The sequence below is a fragment of the Aequorivita echinoideorum genome, from assembly GCF_018476645.1.
Classification (GTDB): Bacteria; Bacteroidota; Bacteroidia; order Flavobacteriales; family Flavobacteriaceae; genus Aequorivita; species Aequorivita echinoideorum.
In genome coordinates this window covers 70,260-87,622 of record NZ_JAHCTB010000005.1, presented here as the reverse complement: position 1 = coordinate 87,622, position 17,363 = coordinate 70,260, and the positions used below count along the sequence as shown (strand labels likewise).

Here is a 17,363-nt window from a genome sequence, read left to right as displayed (position 1 = left end):
AATATATTCCAATGAAAAAATTGCTTCTCTTCTTCTTCTTCTGCACCATTTCTGCCCTCTCATTTTCCCAAACAGACCCTCGAATATATGATATCATTAAATCTGTGTCTGCTGAAAGAATTAAGACAGATATAACCACGCTCGCCAATTTCGGAACGCGAAATACCTTCAGCGATACCGTGAGCAGTACGCGCGGCATTGGCGCTGCCCGCAGATGGATTAAATCTGAATTTGAAAAAGTTTCAAAGGAATGCAACAATTGTCTAAACGTTTTTTATCAGAAGGATTTCGTCAAGGCCGAAGGCAATGACCGTGTACCAAAAGATACTTGGATTGTAAATGTGGCCGCGGTTCAGAAAGGCTCAAAATATCCCAATAGATATATCATAATGAGCGGCGATATAGACTCACGAAATAGCGATAGTAGCGATTTTACCAAAGATGCGCCCGGTGCCAATGATAATGCCAGTGGAATGGCTGGAACTATAGAGGCTGCGCGGGTCCTTTCAAAATATAAATTCGAGAGCAGCATAGTTTATTTAGGTTTGAGCGGCGAGGAACAGGGTCTTTTTGGTGGAAAAGGTTTTGCGGATTTTGCAAAGGAACAAGGTTGGGAAATTATTGGTGTTTTCAATAATGATATGATTGGTAATATTGAAGGTGTTGACGGTGTAATTAGCAATCGCGATTTTCGAATATTTTCTGAACCTGTTCCGCCAACTGAAACTGAAAAAGAAAGACAAATGCGAAGATTTTACGGTGGCGAAGTGGATGGCATTTCGCGCCAACTTGCCCGTTACGTTTTTAAAACAACAAAGACTTACATGCCAGAAATGAACCCGATGCTCATCTACCGGTTGGATCGCTTTGGTCGCGGAGGGCACCATCGCCCCTTCAACGATTTGGGTTGGGCGGGAATACGAATTATGGAAGCGCACGAAAATTACAACCAGCAACATCAGGACATTCGCACCGAAAACGGGATTGAATATGGGGATAAATTGAAATTCGTAAACTTTGATTATGCGGCAAAACTAACTGCCGTGAACGCAATAAATATGGCATGTTTGGCGTGGGCTCCTGCTGAGCCAAAAAATGTTGCAATTGGCGGCGTGGTGGAAGCTTCCGCAAGATTGAAATGGGACAAGGTTGCCGGCGCAAAGGGATATACAATTTATTGGCGTGATACCACTTCCCCAACTTGGGAGTATAGCAGATATGTGGGCGATGTCTCAGAATTTACTTTGGAAGGGATTGTAATTGACAATTATTTTTTCGGAGTGGCCGCGGTAGGTGAGAATGGTCACGAAAGTGTGTTTGTTTTTCCGAATTCGGTTTTTAGATAGAGATTTCTGAATAAATAAATTACAAATCTCAAAAAATCAAATCCCAAAAATGAAAAAACCTTATGATTTGGAAAGCAGAACTTTTCAATTTGCAAATTCTGTCCGACTATTAGCATATACTTTTCAGAAAAGCATTGCAAATATTGAAGATTTGAAACAATTAGTTCGTTCTTCGGGTTCTGTAGCAGCTAATTATATAGAATCCAATGAGCATATAAGTGATAAAGATTTTGACTTTAGAATTAAGATTTGCAGAAAGGAAGCCAAGGAATCATTACTTTGGTTAAAACTTTTGCAGAATGATTTTAATAAAGCTCACCAAAGAGAATTGCTTGAGTTGATAAAGGAAGCCGATGAACTCAGAAAAATCTTCTCAGCAATTGTAGAAAAAAGAAAAAGGAGATAATGCAATAAGCTTTAATTTCTACTTTCTGAATTGATTTTTAAAATTGGGATTTTGTGATTTGAAATTTGGGATTTAGACTGTGTGATTTGGGATTTGTGATTTGTGATTTGTGATTTGTGATTTGAATTTTGTGATTTGTGATTTATGATTTGTGATTTGTGATTTGTGATTTGTGATTTGTGATTTAAAAAATAAACTATGATTAAACAGCTTCTAATTATTTCTCTGTTTTTTGCATCAACCAGCATTCTAATTTCCCAGGAGAAATTTACTCGCGCCGATACCCTTCGCGGTAGCATAACCCCGGAAAGAGCGTGGTGGAACGTTTTGCATTATAATCTTTCTGTGGAAATAAATCCTTCAGAGAAAAATATCTCAGGAAGCAATATTATTTCTTATGAAGTTTTACAGCCGAATAATGTAATGCAGATTGACCTTCAAAAGCCGATGCAGATTGATAAAGTGCTACAGGATGGAAAAGAAATTCAATTCACTTCCGAAGGAAATGCACATTTACTAAAACTTCAAAAAAATCAGAAAGAGGGAAAAAAACTTGAAATAACCATCTTCTTCTCTGGTACCCCGAAAGAGGCAATCCGCCCACCCTGGGATGGCGGATTTACTTGGAAAAAAGATAGCAACGGGAAACATTTTATAGCAACTTCAAATCAGGGAATCGGTGCGAGTATTTGGTGGCCATTAAAAGACCATCCCGCAGATGAACCAGATAACGGTGTAAAAATTTCAGTAACAACGCCGAAGGATTTGATGGACGTGAGCAACGGAAAATTACTGAAAACTATTGAAAATAAGGATTCAAAAACTTGGATTTGGGAAGTAAAAAATCCTATAAATACTTACGGCGTAAACTTAAATATTGGGGATTATGTTCACTTTGGCGAAAAATACAAAGGTGAAAATGGAACACTTGATATGGATTATTATGCGCTTCGGGAAAATGAGGAAAAGGCAAAAGAACAATTCAAACAAGCTCCAAAAATGATGGAAGCTTTCGAGCATTGGTTTGGCCCGTATCCATTTTATGAAGATGGCTACAAACTCGTAGAAGTACCGTATTTGGGAATGGAGCACCAAAGCAGCGTAACGTATGGGAACAGATACGGGAATGGGTATTTGGGCAGCGATCTTTCAGGCTCCGGATGGGGATTAAAATTTGATTTCATAATAATCCACGAAAGCGGCCACGAATGGTTTGCGAACAATATAACCAATAATGATGTGGCAGATATGTGGATTCATGAGGGATTTACAAATTATTCGGAAAGTTTGTATCTGGATTACTTTTTCGGAAAAAAAGCGGCATCAGAATATATTATTGGCCTTCGGAATAATATTCAAAACGATAGGCCAATTATAGGCATTTATAATGTAAATCGCGAGGGCAGCAGTGATATGTATTATAAGGGTGCCAATATTCTGCACACATTACGGCAACTGATTGATGATGACGAAAAATGGAGGGCAATTCTGCGTGGGCTAAACAAGGAATTTTACCATCAGACTATAAGCAGCAAGCAACTTGAGGAATATATTTCAAAAGAAAGCAACATAGACCTCACGGAATTTTGGCAACAATATTTAAGAACGATAAAAGTGCCAAAAATAGAATATATGTTTGAGGATAATTCGGTTAAATTTCGATATACCAACATCGTTAATGGCTTTGATATGCCCGTGATAGCCATCATTGATGGAAGCGAAGAATGGATTTACCCAAAAGCCGAATGGACCGAAAAGCAATTGAGCAACCCTATATCTTCACTTAAGATTAAAGCTGATTTCTATGTGAATTCTGAAGAAGTAAAATAATGGATTCCAAAATGGAACTTTACTTTAAAACTGATGCGGAATGGAGGGAATGGCTCCACGAAAATCATCAAACGCATACCGAAGGTGTCTATTTGATCTTGTACAAATTAGAAACCAATATTCCAACTATGCGTTGGGAAGAAGCAGTAAAGGTAGCCCTGTGCTACGGTTGGATTGACAGCACATCAAAAAGTATGGGCGAGGGAAAACGCCGGCAATATTTTTGCCCACGCCGACCCAAAAGTGTGTGGAGTGCGGTTAACAAAAATCATTTAAAAGAATTGCAAAAGCAAGGACTTATTCACAAAAGCGGAAAGCAGGCCATAGCAATAGCGAAGAAAAACGGAAGTTGGAGCGCGCTGGATGATGTTGAAAATTTAATTATTCCAGAAGATTTGAAGAAAGCATTTGGTGAAAACCCTATTGCCTTTGAAAACTATAAAACTTTTAATAGGGGTGCGCAGAAGAGCTATCTCTATTGGCTAAATCAAGCAAAACGGACCGAAACACGAATGAAACGAATTTTAGAAATAATAGATAATTGTGAGAAAAATATAAAATATAGAACCTAAAGTGATAAGAGCGCATTGGCAATTTTATAAAACAATTTTTCCATATATAATGGCATTTACCGCAGTTTGCGCTTCTTTTTCAAACATAATCTGGGCAATGCTTGTTTTTGTTTTCTTGGGCATTTTCATAGGATTTTGGAGCTTTCAAATTTTACATAAATCGAAATGGTATTTTTATCATAATCTGGGTTTGACGAAACTTAAACTCTTTAAAACCTCATTCTTTATAAACCTTTTAGTGGCCATTCCATTGGCTTTTGTTGCCACTGTTCTTTATATTTTATTCTAGATGGAACTCGCTATTTCCAACGCCACAAAATTCTTTGGAAAAAAATCTATTTTCAAAGATGTCTCACTAACGCTGAAAACCGGTGAAATTGTTGCAATCTTTGGAAGAAATGGCTGCGGTAAATCCACGTTGTTGAAAATGATCTTCGGGAAAATGAAGGGAAATTCCATTAATATTTTATATAATAATGAAGTTATAAAACCTTCAGAAATAATAAAAGAACAGATAGTCTCATACCTACCACAAGAATCCTTTTTGCCTAAAAATTTAAAAGTTCGGGATATAATTCCTATCTATTTTTCGGAAGAAAAAAAACAGGACCGAATATTTTATGATCCTTTTATTGCAAAGATTAGCAATACAGTAACGGGAAAACTTTCGTTGGGCGAGCTTCGCTATTTTGAAGTATTATTGATAGCTCAAATGGATCATCAATTTATGATGCTGGACGAACCCTTCTCAATGCTGGAACCAATTTATAAAGATAAAGTAAAAGAACTTTTAATTTCTTTATTGGATTTTAAAGGTATTATAATTACAGATCATTACTACAATGATGTCTTCGAAATTTCAACCAATAATAAACTTATGCATGATGGAAAATTATACAACATAGATACTGTTAACGATTTAAAAGATTTCGGGTATCTACGAAAATAAAGGGCATAAAAAAACCCCAGAAAAATCTGGGGTTTCAAAAAATAAGATTTTTAGATTATTTTTTTGGCATAAGAACTTTGTCGATACCGTGGATAACACCATTTGATGCGTCCATGTTAGCGTCAACAACAGTGCTCATACTACCTGTAGCATCTTTAATCATAACTTTACCATCTTTCTCAGAAAGAGTTAAAGTTTGGTTGTCTAAAGTAGTAACCTCGTAATTGTTATTGTTTTCTTTGATTTTGTTCTGAACATCAGCAGCGTTCCACTTACCAGCTACTACGTGATATTTCAACAATGCTTGAAGTTGAGCTTTGTTCTCTGGCTTCATTAGGTTATCCAATGTTGCTTTAGGTACTTTGCTGAAAGCTTCGTTTGTTGGAGCGAATACTGTGTACTCACCTTCACCTTTGAAAGTGTCAGCAAGTTCAGCAGCTTGCAATGCAGCAACCAGAGTAGAATACTTCTCGTTGTTCATAGCTTTAGCTGCAATGGAATTAGCTTCCATATCTGCCATTTTCATTTTGTTTTCTTCTTCCAATCTCATCATGGAATCCTGCTCACGTTGCATGCGCATTTCTTCAGCTTGAGCTTGTGCTTCAGCTTCTTTCTTTTTTGAGTCCTCACAGCTAGCAAATAACATAGCTACAACTGCCATAGACATTACGATTGTTTTTAGTTTCATAATTTTATAAGTTGATGTTTTGTTTGCCCCAAAGATATACAGAAGTCAGCCAAAGTTTTTGCCAAATCCTATTAATTTTAAGTTAAAAATTTGAAATTTTTTAGCGAATCCAACTTTCAGATTTTCAATATTTTGGCTTAAAAAATAATTCAATTTAGTTCATAAAAATTATAAATCATTGATATAGCTACCATAAACATCCTTAAATCTGACGCCAGAACTAAGATTATACTTGCTCAATTTTTTCAGTTCAACGAGCGCCCAAAGGATAAATTCCTTTAAAAAATAAACATCCTTTTTAGGAAAATCTGAAGCGTATTTTTTGATCAAACGATCCAACGGCTCAATTTTGTTTAACTCTTTTTCATATTCTGTATTTGTCAAAGAATCCAACAATTCAAAATTGCTTTCTTCGAAAAACCAAGCAACCACCTCAGCATAGGGATCGGCATCCGTCTGTTTTTTCAATTTTTCAACTTTTGGGAAATAACTTTCAAATTGGGTTTTTACTGCGCTGGCTATTAGTTGTTGCGCAACTTGGGATGCCCCCTCCTGCTCACCTTCATAAACAAGTTCCACCTTTCCCGTAATTGCGGGAATAATCCCCATAAAATCACCCATACGGATTGTGGTTTTCTCATCGCCCGTATTTAGGGACCTTCTTTCAGCCGTGCTCAATAAATTTTCATAGGCCGTGATGCTAAGTCGAGCACTAACGCCACTTTTGTTATCAATATATTCGCTTTCTCTGGCTTCGAAACTTATTTGTTCCAAAATATCTTTCGCTAGCTCCGGAACATAAATATTGGGTTTTGTTTCTGAAGTTTTTGCTGTTTCCTGTTGCGTGATGGTTCTAGCAATGTCAATACTTTCCGGATAATGTGTAAGAATTTGGGACCCAATTCTATCTTTCAATGGTGTCACAATACTTCCGCGATTGGTATAGTCTTCGGGGTTTGCAGTGAAAACGAATTGAATATCCAAAGGCAATCGAAGCGCAAATCCACGAATCTGAATATCCCCTTCCTGCAATATATTGAAGAGTGCCACTTGAATCCGCGCCTGCAAATCCGGCAACTCATTGATTACAAAAATACACCTGTTGCTTCGCGGGATCATTCCAAAATGGATTACGCGATCATCAGCATACGTCAATTTCAAATTTGCAGCTTTAATGGGATCTACATCTCCAATTAAATCGGCTACGGTAACATCCGGCGTTGCTAGTTTTTCATAGAATCTTTCATCGCGGTGCATCCATTTTATGGGCAAGTCATCTCCTTTTTCTTCCAGCAGATTTTTTGCAAATCGGGAAATGGGTTTGAAGGGGTCATCATTAATTTCACTTCCTTCAACCACCGGAATATACTCATCTAGCAAGCTAACCATTTGCCGGGCCAACCTCGTTTTTGCCTGCCCGCGCAATCCCAATAAATTGATATTATGTTTTGAAAGAATTGCCCTTTCCAATTCTGGGATTACCGTATATTCATATCCGTGAATTCCTTCAAATACGGTTTCTTTCTTCATTAATTTCTGAAGTAAATTTCGGCGAAGTTCTTCCTTTACACTTTTATATTCATATCCTTCTTTTTTTAACTGTCCGAAGGTTTTGATGTGTTCTAAATTCATTTTATTCTTCTTATTTATTTTTGAAATATTATCGAATTCTTTTTTTTCTGTTTGCCTCGTAATCGGTAAAAATCATTTCGCCTAAACCTTGAAGCCCCGTATAAAATGCTTTACCCTGATTGGCTGCCGTGAAATTATCCACAAACTGCATTAAATAAGGATCCTGCGCAATCATAAACGTAACTATGGGAATGTGAAGTTTCCTGGCCTGGGCCGCCATCCCATAACATTTATTTACAATGTTGGAATCGAGGCCCATGCTATTTTTGTAAAATCTTCCATCCGGTAGACGCATACAGCTAGGCTTTCCATCAGTAATCATAAAAATTTGCTTGTTCGTGTTTCTCTTTCTGCGGAGAAGGTCCATTGCCAATTGCAAGCCAGCGACGGTATTTGTATGATAGGGACCTACATTTAAATAAGGTAGATCCTTTATTTTAATGGGCCAGGCATCATCCCCAAAAACCAAAATATCTAAAGTATCTTTCGGGTATCTTGTGGTAATAAATTCTGAAAGAGCCATTGCCACTTTCTTTGCCGGAGTAATCCTGTCTTCACCATAAAGGATCATACTATGGCTTATATCAATCATAAGGACCGTACTCATTTGGCTTTTGTACATAGTCTCTTCAACCACCAAATCGTTCTCTGCGAGGGAAAAACCGCCAATCCCATGATTTACCTGAGCGTTCTTTATACTTTCTGTCATCGAAATTTGGTCGAGTGCATCGCCAAATCTGTAATCACGGAATTCCCCCGCTTTTTCATCTCCAGTGCCAGTAAATTTTGTGCGGTGATTTCCCACACCACTTCGCTTGAGCTTCCCAAAAATTTGTTCCAAAGCACGTTTTCTAAGAGCACGCTCCGTTTTTTCGGTTATGGCAAGACCGCCTTTTCCATCAGGCAAAATTTCTTCTCGAATGTAGCCGCGCTCTTTTAATTCTTCAATAAAATCATCGATGGTATAATCATCCGTAGTCAATTGGTATTCTTCATCCAGTTGCTCCAACCAATTTATGGCTTCATCAAAATCACCAGAAGTATGGGTGATTAATTCTTGAAAAATCTCAAACAACTTTTCAAAAGGAGATTGTTCTTCCGCTTGGTGCTTCGTAAAAACGAATCCACCTCTTCTTTTCTTATTTTCCATTTCTTAAAAATAAAACAAAGTTGTATCAGAAAAAAAATGGAAACGTTAAACTACTACCAAAAATCAGCGGCTTCAGCATTTCCGAAATGACCATTTAATAAAGCCAAGTTGGCAATAATTAACAATTTAGTTAACAGTAATTTAGGCAGCACATCCATTTTCAGAAAAAATTCTTTCCCTAATTTTAAAATTCAAATTAATTCTAACCTCAAAATTTTTTGATTATGGCTGAAATAAAAATTGAAAAGAAAAAACCGGTATGGCCTTGGATTCTCTTAGTCCTATTAATACTCGTTGGTGTTTATTTTTTCTGGAACTATCAGGACACCATGGACGATAGGGAACAAAATGAAGTTGAAAACAACAGTATTGAACAAATGGATGAGAATTATGATACCCCAGTAGAAGATTCAACTACCCAATATTAACCAACAAAATTTAAGCTATGAAAACCGAAGAAAAACATTTATATAATTTAAACGAGCTTTCAGATTACAAAGTGGCCAGCGATGATCCGGATGTACGCGGTTGGGATGTGCGCGATGCAGACAACCGCGTTGTGGGAAAAGTAGAAAACTTGCTTGTAAACAAAGAAATGAAACGCGTGGTTTATCTTGATGTACACGTGGATAAAACTATAATTGATGCCAAACACGACCCCTATGGCAGACCAAACAATGTGGACATTAGAGAATTTGTAAACAAGGATGGTGAAAACCACGTGATTGTACCTATTGGCATGGTCAATTTGGACACAAAAAATAATACGGTAATAACTAATGGAATTGACCACAGAACTTTTGCCGAAACTAAAAGATATCAGCAAGGCCAATCGTTAAACAGGGAATATGAGTCTGTAATTTTAAAATCCTTCAACAGAAATATTCCGCAGGATCACGTTTACGAGGATGGAAAATTTTATGAGCGGGATGAATTTGACCGCGCTCGCTATAACCGCAGAGATTAAATTTTTTAAAGGCTGTCTTATCTAATTTGGATTTTAAAATTTAAATTAGAAGATAGCCTTTTCAATAATACCCATCTTTTTTGAATGCTCAATGGCTTTTTCGCTGTTTTTGAAATAGCACGTGGATACGTTCAGCGATTCTATATTTTCTAGAATTTTGACAGTTTCCCTTTTTCGATGCCGCGATGTCTGCCTAATGTAGATTGCACGAATATTTTCTGGAAAAATCTTCACAATACGCTCGTATAAAAAAGGATCGCGTTGCGAATCGTCACCCAAAAGTACGTATTGCAATTTTGGATAGAACATAATAATATCCTTGATTTTTTCAAATTTATGATCGTGGCTTCCGCGGCCGGTAAATAAAAAATCTGAAATCCCCGTTTTGATCTTTTTCAATTTTATGACCGCTTTTGGCAACTCGTGCATTCGTGTAATGGAATCAATAAACTCGTACAGATTCCATTCACTGCTGGATACGAAGAAAAAGGAGTTGAAAATTTCTGCATTCTCTTGGCCCGCGTGGCTTAAGGCTTGGTAATGTCTGGCTACATCCGTGAAAATTTTTCTTTTGTTAATATTCCGAAGAAGCAGCACATACAGTTTTCTGAAAAAGCTTCGGCTATGTGAAACCAAAAAAGTATCGTCAATATCTGAAATCACGCCCACTTTGCTTTCAAAAGGTTTAAGCAATTCCGAAGTTTCCACAATACCGAATTCTGCAATTTTGCAACTTACCTCGTACGTATGCCAGCCACTTTCCAAATTTTCAGTAAACGGAAGCGTGAACCGAAAGTAACCATCTTTCAAGGTTTTTGTGGTTACCTCAATATTTCGGAATTTCAGTCGTACCTCCACATTTTCCAAAGGCTTTATTCGGAACATATGAATTATGGAAACCGCATGCCGAATCCCTTTTCGGTCCAATCTATATTTATCCGGTGCCCAAGACCTGAAAACGTGGCCAAAAACCACCAATTGTTCGTCATTTACATAGCCACGGTACAGTTTTAAATCAAGCTTCACTTATTGAGAATTTGTTAACGGTTTAGCATTTCCAAAATAATTAATTTTAAAATCAATATCTACTAATGAAATCAAAAAGTTATATCCTGCTTATAGTCAACCCAATAGCCGGAGATTCTGAAAAAGACCATATTATTGAAGGCGTAGATTATGAAGCCGCGCAACGTGGATATTCCCTTAAAATTTTTGAAACCACAGGCGGGGACGATGTTTCGCAGATACAAGATATTTTGAAAGAATACCATCCTGAACGTGTTTTGGTCGCAGGTGGAGACGGAACCATATCTCTGGTTGCGCAATGTTTACGGAATTCGAATATAGTTATGGGAATAATTCCGGCTGGTTCCGCGAATGGAATGGCCGTCAATTTTGAAATTCCAGAAACCGTGGAAGAACAGATTGAAGTCGCCTTTTCAGATTGTTTGTTGAAGGTAGACACGCTAATTATCAATGATAAAATCTGTTTGCATATTGCGGACTTAGGTATGAATGCAGAATTGGTGAAAAACTATGAAAGTTCCAACATTCGTGGCAAACTTGGTTATTTTCTTCAATCAATTCCTACCATCATTAATTCTGGAGGGCCATATGATTTCTCTATTCAAACCGAAAATGAAACTTTCGAAAAATCGGGGATTTTATTGGCTATTGCCAACGCGAATAAATTTGGTACCGGCGCCAATATAAATCCGAAGGGAAAAATAAATGACGGTATTTTTGAAATCCTCATTTTTAAAAATCTGGATTTTATTGAAATTTTAAAAACATTGCAGGACAATCCTGAAATGTCATCAGAATTCGTGGATATCATTTCAACAAAAAAGGCCATAATTTCCACAAAAAAGAAAGTATCATTTCAAATAGATGGTGAATTTTTAGGAGAAGTAAGCGAAATTACTGCCGCAGTGAAACCCAAAAGTTTATTGATGGCCGTCCCACAGGAATACTGCGAGATGCATAATTACACAAAAGATAATCAATGAATTTAAACAAAGTCTCATTCCAAAACAAAAATGATGAAAATTTGGCTGGCCGCCTGGAATTACCTTTAGACAGGCATCCGCATAACTTTGTGATTTTTGCACATTGTTTTACCTGCAACAAAAATCTTATAGCAGTAAAAAATATAAGTCGGGCCCTCGCCGCGGAAGGATTTGGAGTTTTACGTTTTGATTTTACTGGTCTGGGGGAAAGTGAAGGAGATTTTGAAAACACAAATTTTTCAGGAAATGTGGATGATCTTATCGCGGCAGCCGCGTTTTTGGAAAAAGAATTTAGCGCTCCCACCCTTTTGATTGGGCATTCACTTGGAGGTGCTGCCGCAATTTTTGCCGCTTCAAAGTTACCTTCCATCAAAGCGGTTGCGGTCATTAATACACCCAGTGATCCTTCACATGTAACCAATATGTTGCGAAGTAATCGAGAGGAAATCACACAAAATGGAAAGGCATTAGTGAACCTTGGCGGAAGGGAATTCACAATCAAAAAGCAATTTCTGGAAGATATTGAATCCAAATCACTGTTAAATGTTGTTCGCGACTTCAAAAAGGCACTTTTGATTCTGCATTCTCCGCAAGATACCACGGTAGGAATTCATCACGCGGAAGAAATTTATAAAAACGCGCACCACCCGAAAAGTTTTATTTCCCTCAATGGCGTTGACCATTTAATTTCAAATAAAGAAGACTCTAAATATATAGGAAGCGTAATTGCTGGGTGGGCTACGCATTATGTCGAAATAAATGAAGAGGTAAATCTTTCCACCAAACGAAGCGTAGCCGCGAGTCTTGATGCGGAAGATGGCTATAGTACCAACTTAAAATTGGGAAATCATTATTTGGTTGCAGATGAACCTGAGACATTCGGAGGAAATAATTTTGGGCCTTCTCCTTATGAATTTTTATCGGCGGGACTGGCGTCCTGCACCGTTATGACCATCCAAATGTATGCGAAAAGAAAAAAATGGGATTTAAAAAATGTGGAAGTCCACGTAAATTATAATAAAGATCACGCACTGGACTGCGAAAATTGTGAAGATTCCGCCTCCAAAATTGATACTTTTTTACGTGAGATTTATTTTGAAGGAAATTTGGATGAAAAACAGAAAAAGCGGTTATTGGAAATTGCGGACAAATGCCCAGTACACCGTACTTTAATCACTAAAACACAAGTTGTGACAAGTCTTTTGGAGCGTTAGATTTACATCACCCCCGCCTAAGCAAAGAATTTCCCACTGCACAATGCAAACACCGATTTTTATCGCAATAAAAATGTTTCATTTGCAAAAGTCCTTGCGATTGTTGTGCACTCCGCGCGATTGGTTTCAATGAATTGAACTTTTTTATGATCTTATTATCTTCGGAAGCTATTTCCGTGGAAAGCGCAATTATTTCTTCTGTAACATCTGTCCCCATTTTTTCAGCATAGCAGAATTTCAATGGGATAATGGTATTGATAACCAACAAATCAACAAAACTTTTGGAGAACCACTTTTTACGGCTCATTGTGGAAAGTCCAAAATTAAAATGCGTATCCCAATATTCATTTGCGGCTACTTTAAAAATATCATAAAATTCTTCCAGTTTTTTCACTTCAATAATTTCCTGAAAAAGATTTTGTCGTTCAGCATACAACACGGCTAATTGCGATAGCCTTAATGTGGGGAAATTGGGCGGTCTAAGTCTAAAAAAAATAGGTTTTATAACGTGGGCATTATCCAAATTATACTTACGCTTTTGGTAATCGTACCGCTTTTTTTGCGATGAAAAATACCAATCTTCCAAGTCTTTTTCAAAAAGTCCCGCCTGACCCATAAGTAATGCCTCAAGTTCTAACGTATCCTGCATACATTTTTTTACAATTGAAAAATCCAGTGATTTTGCGATGCTGAGAAACGATGTTCCGTTTACCTTGAGCCCAAAATTTCTACAAAGCATTCTAAAAAGCAGGGATTCCCAGTGATTCTGTGATTCTTTCAATTCCTGCAGAATAAATCCTTGCTTTTCCTGAAGTCTTTCAAAATACAGTCGCTCCAACCAATTTTCAATCAAAAAGGTATCAATTCCCGGAAAATCATTTTCGCAGTTCATCCACAAATTTCCCTTCGCAAAAAGTTTCGAATACATTTGCAGCGTATGCGGTTGCAAATAATTTTTCAATATAAATGTGGGAATTACGGACCCATCTTTCCTATAAATCTCCGCATCGTGCTGCCAGACTACATGAAGAATGACATTTTCGTAGGCAGAATCAATTTCGTGCTTGTGCGCATACCAATCTGAAGATTTTAGGTGAATTTCAACATTTCCAGCCCAATGCTGTGCGCCAAGTACAATCTGGGCATTGACAAAATCGGGGCCCGCATTGCTGTTGTGGCTTCCCGGATGAATAATTTGTAGAATTTCCTTATCAGCCGTCGTTAATCCCGATGCACCGAATACTTGAAATTTCCACACATAATGTAGAAAATCTTCTTTCATATCGAATGTATAACAGGGGAGTTATCCGTGGGGAATGAGCAAAGGTAGTTAAAACTATTCTTTTTCTATAGATTTAGCTTCATTTTTATCAACTTCATTTTTTTTCGCTTGTTTTTCTACCTTATCCGTAATTGAATTTGCAAAAAGAACACGATTCCATTTATACAGTCGGCGATAGAGCAATACATACCTAAAAATGCCTACGGCGAGAAATATGACGCACACGACAAGTGCTACGTAACCCAACCAATTGATTCTCTCAAAATCCTTTAATTGAAGAAGACCAATACCGCCCAATAGCAAATAAAGTGATGACCGAATGTACGAAAGCAACGTGCGCTCGTTGGCAAGCTTGGTACGCTCCAGTGCCAAGATTTCATTCGTATTTGCCGGCACCGGCTTGGTGCGCAAAAACCGAAATAATTTCTTTGCATCCTTTTGCATCATTGTTGTGTTTGGATTTTTGGCTATTGGCTTTTTGCTTTTGGCTATTGAGTTTTGGCTTTTGGTTAAATCAATAATTTTAATTTACAGCGCCCTAATAATATCGTGTTTCGTAATAATATGATATTTATCCTCGCCCAAATTTACCAAAACCGCATTGTTATCCTTATGTATCAATTTTGAAATTTCTTCAATGGGCGTACTTTTTTTTACGATTGGAAATGGCTTGTGCATCACATCTTTTATGGAAAGCTCCGCAATATTTTTATTTTCCAAATATTTTCTGAGCAATCCCGTTTCGTCCAGTGACCCCACAAACCCCGAAGTATCTTCCACAGGAATTTGGGAAATGTGATACTTTTTCATACGCTCGATGGCGTGGCCCACCAACTCTTCAGTTTTAACGGTAATGAGCGGTTTATCAGCGTGATCCTGAATTAAATCTGAAGCATTTTTCGCTTCATCTTCCACAAAACCACGTTCGCGCATCCATTCGTCATTATACATTTTACCCACATAACGGCTTCCGTGATCGTGAAAAAGCACAACGACCACATCATCTTTTTTGAATTTATCTTTTAATTGAAGTAGGCCCTTTATGGCCGCTCCAGCAGAATTACCCAAAAAGAAACCTTCCATTTTTGCAAGTTTCTGGGTATAGATTGCAGCATCTTTATCCGTTACTTTTACGAACCCATCAATCACACTGAAATCAACGTTTTTGGGAAGGATATCCTCCCCGATTCCTTCGGTGATGTATGGATAGATTTCATTTTCGTCAAAAATTCCTGTTTCGTGATATTTTTTGAAAACGCTTCCGTAGGTATCCACACCCCAAACTTTTACGTCCGGGTTTTTTTCCTTTAAATATTTCCCAACGCCGCTTATGGTTCCTCCTGTACCCACGCCTACCACAAAATGCGTGACTTTACCATCGGTCTGTTTCCAGATTTCTGGACCCGTGCTTTCGTAATGGGCTTTGGTATTGCTGAGATTATCATATTGATTTACATACCAACTATTGGGTGTCTCCTCAGCCAGCCTTTTTGAAGTGGAATAATAACTACGCGGGTCCTCGGGGGCAACGTTCGTGGGACAAACCACAACCTTGCTTCCCACGGCTTTTAGAATATCAATCTTTTCCTTGCTCTGTTTATCACTGATTACGCACACCATTTTATACCCTTTCACAATTGCGGCAAGTGCAAGGCCCATTCCCGTATTTCCAGAAGTTCCCTCGATGATGGTCCCGCCGGGTTTCAGCCTGCCATCAGCCTCGGCGTCCTCAATCATTTTTACGGCCATTCTATCTTTTACTGAATTTCCAGGATTGAAAGTTTCATATTTAGCGAGCACCAAAGCAGGGATATCTCCAATTATTTTATTGATTTTCACCATGGGTGTGTTACCAATGGTACCTAGTATATTTTCTGCGTATTCCATAACAAATTTTAGATGGGCAAAGGTAGCATTCTTAATTTTGAATTCAGAATTATGAATTATGAATTCTTTAAGCCAAATTCAAAAGATTGCTTCGCTTTTTTTTACAATTTACTCAAACCGAATTGCCTTGACTGGAGAAATATTTATATATTGAATAAAATTAATCGAAATCCCAATCTTTTATAAGATTTATGTTTTCGTTATATTGAAAAACATCAACAGGGTAATATTTTAAAGAATCTCTCCGAAGAAATTTTGAATACACAGGTTTTAATTTCGAGGTCTTTATTTCAAAATTAAATCTCTTTGCATCTGTTTTATGTAGTATATCATTGACCAATTCAGAACAGTACAGGTTAAACGGACCGTTATCTAATAAAAAGCCCGGTCAAAGATTACAATTTTTGATTCCAGTTTGTTTAGTTCATTTTTAATTAGTTTCCTTTGGGATTTGCTGATATTTTTTATCTCCCATACACTTGCATTTAAGATTTTCATCTCATCAGTGTTCAAAAATTTGTTAAATGTTTCCATTTTTAAAGCAGAGATATTTGACGGTGAATTCAAAACGTGATAAATTTTCCAACTATTATCAAATACTGCAATGCCCACATGTGAGGGTTTAGGATTTTTTAAATTAAATTCTTTAGAAAGAAAACCCTCTTTAGTGGCTGTACCTCGAAAAACGAGATATATATTTTCATTTTTTAAAATATCTTCATAAGAGTGCTTACCCTTACATGAAAAAAGGGCTGTGCTTATGCACAACCCCAATGCAAAAATATTTCGAAAGCCCATATTTATAGTTTTACCCATGCGCTTAAGCGATACGCATATAAATCAGATAATTTATATTCTGGTGTATCATCATCAAAAGTTGTGGCAAAATCACCCTGTGAGATAAAACCCAATGACATGCTGAAATACTCATTTAGCTGGTGCTTGATCCCAACACCAGCATGTAAACCAAAATTGAATCCCAATCCTTTTTCCCTATCTTCAAAATTTTCGGAAATTATTTCAACTTTAGAAGTATAAAGATAACCTCCATAAACACCTACTTCTGCAAATGCCGAGGTTTTTTCTGAAAATAAATATCCAAGTTTAAAATTTATGGGAATTTTAATATAATTATTTTTAAGAAAAATTTGTTGATTTTGATTTTGAAAGTCAGTCCAAGATCTCAAATGTTCTATTCCCGTAAGCAATGAAAAATTTTCATTTAAAATAAACTCTCTTCCTACAGTTCCTCCAGCAACATTTCCATTTACTTTAAAAGAATCCTCTGCTTCAATGGTCACAGTTCCGAAATAACTATTAACAAACCATTCCCCATTTTTATCAAGATTTGAGGGTTGTTCTTGTGCATAAAATATGCTTGTTATTAGACCGCAAAATATAAATATGTATAATTTCATGATTCTTTTATTT

18 protein-coding genes are annotated in these 17,363 nt (G+C 37.1%); 9 read left to right on the top strand and 9 right to left on the bottom strand.

Annotated elements, in window-relative coordinates:
• The first annotated feature begins 11 nt into the window (after nucleotides 1–11).
• The 5 genes from KIV10_RS11890 to KIV10_RS11870 all read left to right on the top strand — a co-directional run bounded on the left by KIV10_RS11890 (nucleotide 12) and on the right by KIV10_RS11870 (nucleotide 5,103).
• Entirely contained in the window at nucleotides 12–1,346 is a 1,335-nt protein-coding gene (locus tag KIV10_RS11890; RefSeq protein ID WP_214114020.1) for a M28 family metallopeptidase, read from the top strand.
• Between the two features lie 49 nt (nucleotides 1,347–1,395).
• A complete protein-coding gene (locus KIV10_RS11885; protein WP_214114018.1) occupies nucleotides 1,396–1,752 on the top strand; it encodes a four helix bundle protein in 357 nt (118 codons plus the stop codon).
• Between the two features lie 198 nt (nucleotides 1,753–1,950).
• Nucleotides 1,951–3,582, top strand: a complete 1,632-nt coding sequence (locus KIV10_RS11880) for a M1 family metallopeptidase (RefSeq protein ID WP_214114016.1) — start codon at nucleotides 1,951–1,953, stop codon at nucleotides 3,580–3,582.
• Nucleotides 3,582–4,154: a YdeI/OmpD-associated family protein gene (locus KIV10_RS11875; RefSeq protein ID WP_214114014.1), complete on the top strand. Its 573-nt coding sequence runs from the start codon at nucleotides 3,582–3,584 to the stop codon at nucleotides 4,152–4,154. Before KIV10_RS11880 ends, KIV10_RS11875 begins: the two co-directional genes overlap by 1 nt.
• A 289-nt stretch (nucleotides 4,155–4,443) precedes the next feature.
• Nucleotides 4,444–5,103, top strand: coding sequence for an ATP-binding cassette domain-containing protein (locus tag KIV10_RS11870; RefSeq protein WP_214114006.1), 660 nt, complete (start codon nucleotides 4,444–4,446; stop codon nucleotides 5,101–5,103).
• A 55-nt stretch (nucleotides 5,104–5,158) separates the two neighbouring features.
• Here KIV10_RS11870 and KIV10_RS11865 read toward each other — a convergent pair whose 3' ends face one another.
• The 3 genes from KIV10_RS11865 to KIV10_RS11855 form a co-directional block, all read right to left on the bottom strand.
• Entirely contained in the window at nucleotides 5,159–5,791 is a 633-nt protein-coding gene (locus KIV10_RS11865; protein WP_246516291.1) for a fasciclin domain-containing protein, read from the bottom strand.
• A gap of 168 nt (nucleotides 5,792–5,959) precedes the next feature.
• Nucleotides 5,960–7,423 (bottom strand): magnesium chelatase, encoded by a 1,464-nt coding sequence (locus KIV10_RS11860; RefSeq protein WP_214114005.1) that lies wholly within the window; start codon nucleotides 7,421–7,423, stop codon nucleotides 5,960–5,962.
• Nucleotides 7,424–7,451: 28 nt separating this feature from the next.
• Nucleotides 7,452–8,573, bottom strand: a complete 1,122-nt coding sequence (locus tag KIV10_RS11855) for a vWA domain-containing protein (RefSeq protein WP_214114003.1) — start codon at nucleotides 8,571–8,573, stop codon at nucleotides 7,452–7,454.
• A 224-nt stretch (nucleotides 8,574–8,797) separates the two neighbouring features.
• Between KIV10_RS11855 and KIV10_RS11850 the strand changes: the two genes are divergently transcribed.
• Nucleotides 8,798–9,001, top strand: a complete 204-nt coding sequence (locus tag KIV10_RS11850) for a hypothetical protein (RefSeq protein WP_214114001.1) — start codon at nucleotides 8,798–8,800, stop codon at nucleotides 8,999–9,001.
• Nucleotides 9,002–9,018: 17 nt separating this feature from the next.
• The gene (locus KIV10_RS11845; RefSeq protein WP_214113999.1) at nucleotides 9,019–9,540 is read left to right on the top strand and encodes a PRC-barrel domain-containing protein; all 522 of its coding nucleotides are present in this window, start codon (nucleotides 9,019–9,021) and stop codon (nucleotides 9,538–9,540) included.
• A gap of 45 nt (nucleotides 9,541–9,585) precedes the next feature.
• On the opposite strand, the gene KIV10_RS11840 is transcribed toward KIV10_RS11845, so the two are convergent.
• The gene (locus tag KIV10_RS11840) at nucleotides 9,586–10,566 is read right to left on the bottom strand and encodes an App1 family protein (protein WP_214113997.1); all 981 of its coding nucleotides are present in this window, start codon (nucleotides 10,564–10,566) and stop codon (nucleotides 9,586–9,588) included.
• A gap of 65 nt (nucleotides 10,567–10,631) precedes the next feature.
• Here KIV10_RS11840 and KIV10_RS11835 point away from each other — a divergent pair, with 65 nt between their 5' ends.
• Entirely contained in the window at nucleotides 10,632–11,549 is a 918-nt protein-coding gene (locus KIV10_RS11835) for a diacylglycerol/lipid kinase family protein (RefSeq protein WP_214113995.1), read from the top strand.
• The gene (locus KIV10_RS11830) at nucleotides 11,546–12,763 is read left to right on the top strand and encodes a bifunctional alpha/beta hydrolase/OsmC family protein (protein WP_214113993.1); all 1,218 of its coding nucleotides are present in this window, start codon (nucleotides 11,546–11,548) and stop codon (nucleotides 12,761–12,763) included. The genes KIV10_RS11835 and KIV10_RS11830 overlap by 4 nt, the downstream gene beginning before the upstream one ends.
• A gap of 7 nt (nucleotides 12,764–12,770) precedes the next feature.
• Here KIV10_RS11830 and KIV10_RS11825 read toward each other — a convergent pair whose 3' ends face one another.
• The 5 genes from KIV10_RS11825 to KIV10_RS11805 all read right to left on the bottom strand — a co-directional run bounded on the left by KIV10_RS11825 (nucleotide 12,771) and on the right by KIV10_RS11805 (nucleotide 17,350).
• Nucleotides 12,771–14,045: a DUF2851 family protein gene (locus KIV10_RS11825; RefSeq protein WP_214113991.1), complete on the bottom strand. Its 1,275-nt coding sequence runs from the start codon at nucleotides 14,043–14,045 to the stop codon at nucleotides 12,771–12,773.
• A gap of 54 nt (nucleotides 14,046–14,099) precedes the next feature.
• Nucleotides 14,100–14,492, bottom strand: a complete 393-nt coding sequence (locus KIV10_RS11820) for a DUF202 domain-containing protein (RefSeq protein WP_317194736.1) — start codon at nucleotides 14,490–14,492, stop codon at nucleotides 14,100–14,102.
• Between the two features lie 81 nt (nucleotides 14,493–14,573).
• Nucleotides 14,574–15,932, bottom strand: coding sequence for a pyridoxal-phosphate dependent enzyme (locus KIV10_RS11815; RefSeq protein WP_214113989.1), 1,359 nt, complete (start codon nucleotides 15,930–15,932; stop codon nucleotides 14,574–14,576).
• A gap of 372 nt (nucleotides 15,933–16,304) precedes the next feature.
• Nucleotides 16,305–16,730 (bottom strand): hypothetical protein, encoded by a 426-nt coding sequence (locus KIV10_RS11810; protein WP_214113987.1) that lies wholly within the window; start codon nucleotides 16,728–16,730, stop codon nucleotides 16,305–16,307.
• A 2-nt stretch (nucleotides 16,731–16,732) separates the two neighbouring features.
• On the bottom strand, nucleotides 16,733–17,350 hold the full coding sequence (locus KIV10_RS11805) for an outer membrane beta-barrel protein (RefSeq protein ID WP_214113986.1): 618 nt from the start codon (nucleotides 17,348–17,350) through the stop codon (nucleotides 16,733–16,735).
• Nucleotides 17,351–17,363: the final 13 nt, after the last annotated feature.

Bases quoted from the DNA above. Each gene is read 5' to 3' on its own strand.
- KIV10_RS11830 (WP_214113993.1), top strand. From the start codon at position 11,546: ATGAATTTAAACAAAGTCTCATTCCAAAACAAAAATGATGAAAATTTG.
- KIV10_RS11870 (WP_214114006.1), top strand. From the start codon at position 4,444: ATGGAACTCGCTATTTCCAACGCCACAAAATTCTTTGGAAAAAAATCT.
- KIV10_RS11855 (WP_214114003.1), bottom strand. From the start codon at position 8,573: ATGGAAAATAAGAAAAGAAGAGGTGGATTCGTTTTTACGAAGCACCAA.
- KIV10_RS11880 (WP_214114016.1), top strand. From the start codon at position 1,951: ATGATTAAACAGCTTCTAATTATTTCTCTGTTTTTTGCATCAACCAGC.
- KIV10_RS11835 (WP_214113995.1), top strand. From the start codon at position 10,632: ATGAAATCAAAAAGTTATATCCTGCTTATAGTCAACCCAATAGCCGGA.
- KIV10_RS11860 (WP_214114005.1), bottom strand. From the start codon at position 7,423: ATGAATTTAGAACACATCAAAACCTTCGGACAGTTAAAAAAAGAAGGA.
- KIV10_RS11805 (WP_214113986.1), bottom strand. From the start codon at position 17,350: ATGAAATTATACATATTTATATTTTGCGGTCTAATAACAAGCATATTT.
- KIV10_RS11810 (WP_214113987.1), bottom strand. From the start codon at position 16,730: ATGGGCTTTCGAAATATTTTTGCATTGGGGTTGTGCATAAGCACAGCC.
- KIV10_RS11850 (WP_214114001.1), top strand. From the start codon at position 8,798: ATGGCTGAAATAAAAATTGAAAAGAAAAAACCGGTATGGCCTTGGATT.
- KIV10_RS11820 (WP_317194736.1), bottom strand. From the start codon at position 14,492: ATGATGCAAAAGGATGCAAAGAAATTATTTCGGTTTTTGCGCACCAAG.
- KIV10_RS11865 (WP_246516291.1), bottom strand. From the start codon at position 5,791: ATGAAACTAAAAACAATCGTAATGTCTATGGCAGTTGTAGCTATGTTA.
- KIV10_RS11885 (WP_214114018.1), top strand. From the start codon at position 1,396: ATGAAAAAACCTTATGATTTGGAAAGCAGAACTTTTCAATTTGCAAAT.
- KIV10_RS11890 (WP_214114020.1), top strand. From the start codon at position 12: ATGAAAAAATTGCTTCTCTTCTTCTTCTTCTGCACCATTTCTGCCCTC.
- KIV10_RS11875 (WP_214114014.1), top strand. From the start codon at position 3,582: ATGGATTCCAAAATGGAACTTTACTTTAAAACTGATGCGGAATGGAGG.
- KIV10_RS11815 (WP_214113989.1), bottom strand. From the start codon at position 15,932: ATGGAATACGCAGAAAATATACTAGGTACCATTGGTAACACACCCATG.
- KIV10_RS11845 (WP_214113999.1), top strand. From the start codon at position 9,019: ATGAAAACCGAAGAAAAACATTTATATAATTTAAACGAGCTTTCAGAT.
- KIV10_RS11825 (WP_214113991.1), bottom strand. From the start codon at position 14,045: ATGAAAGAAGATTTTCTACATTATGTGTGGAAATTTCAAGTATTCGGT.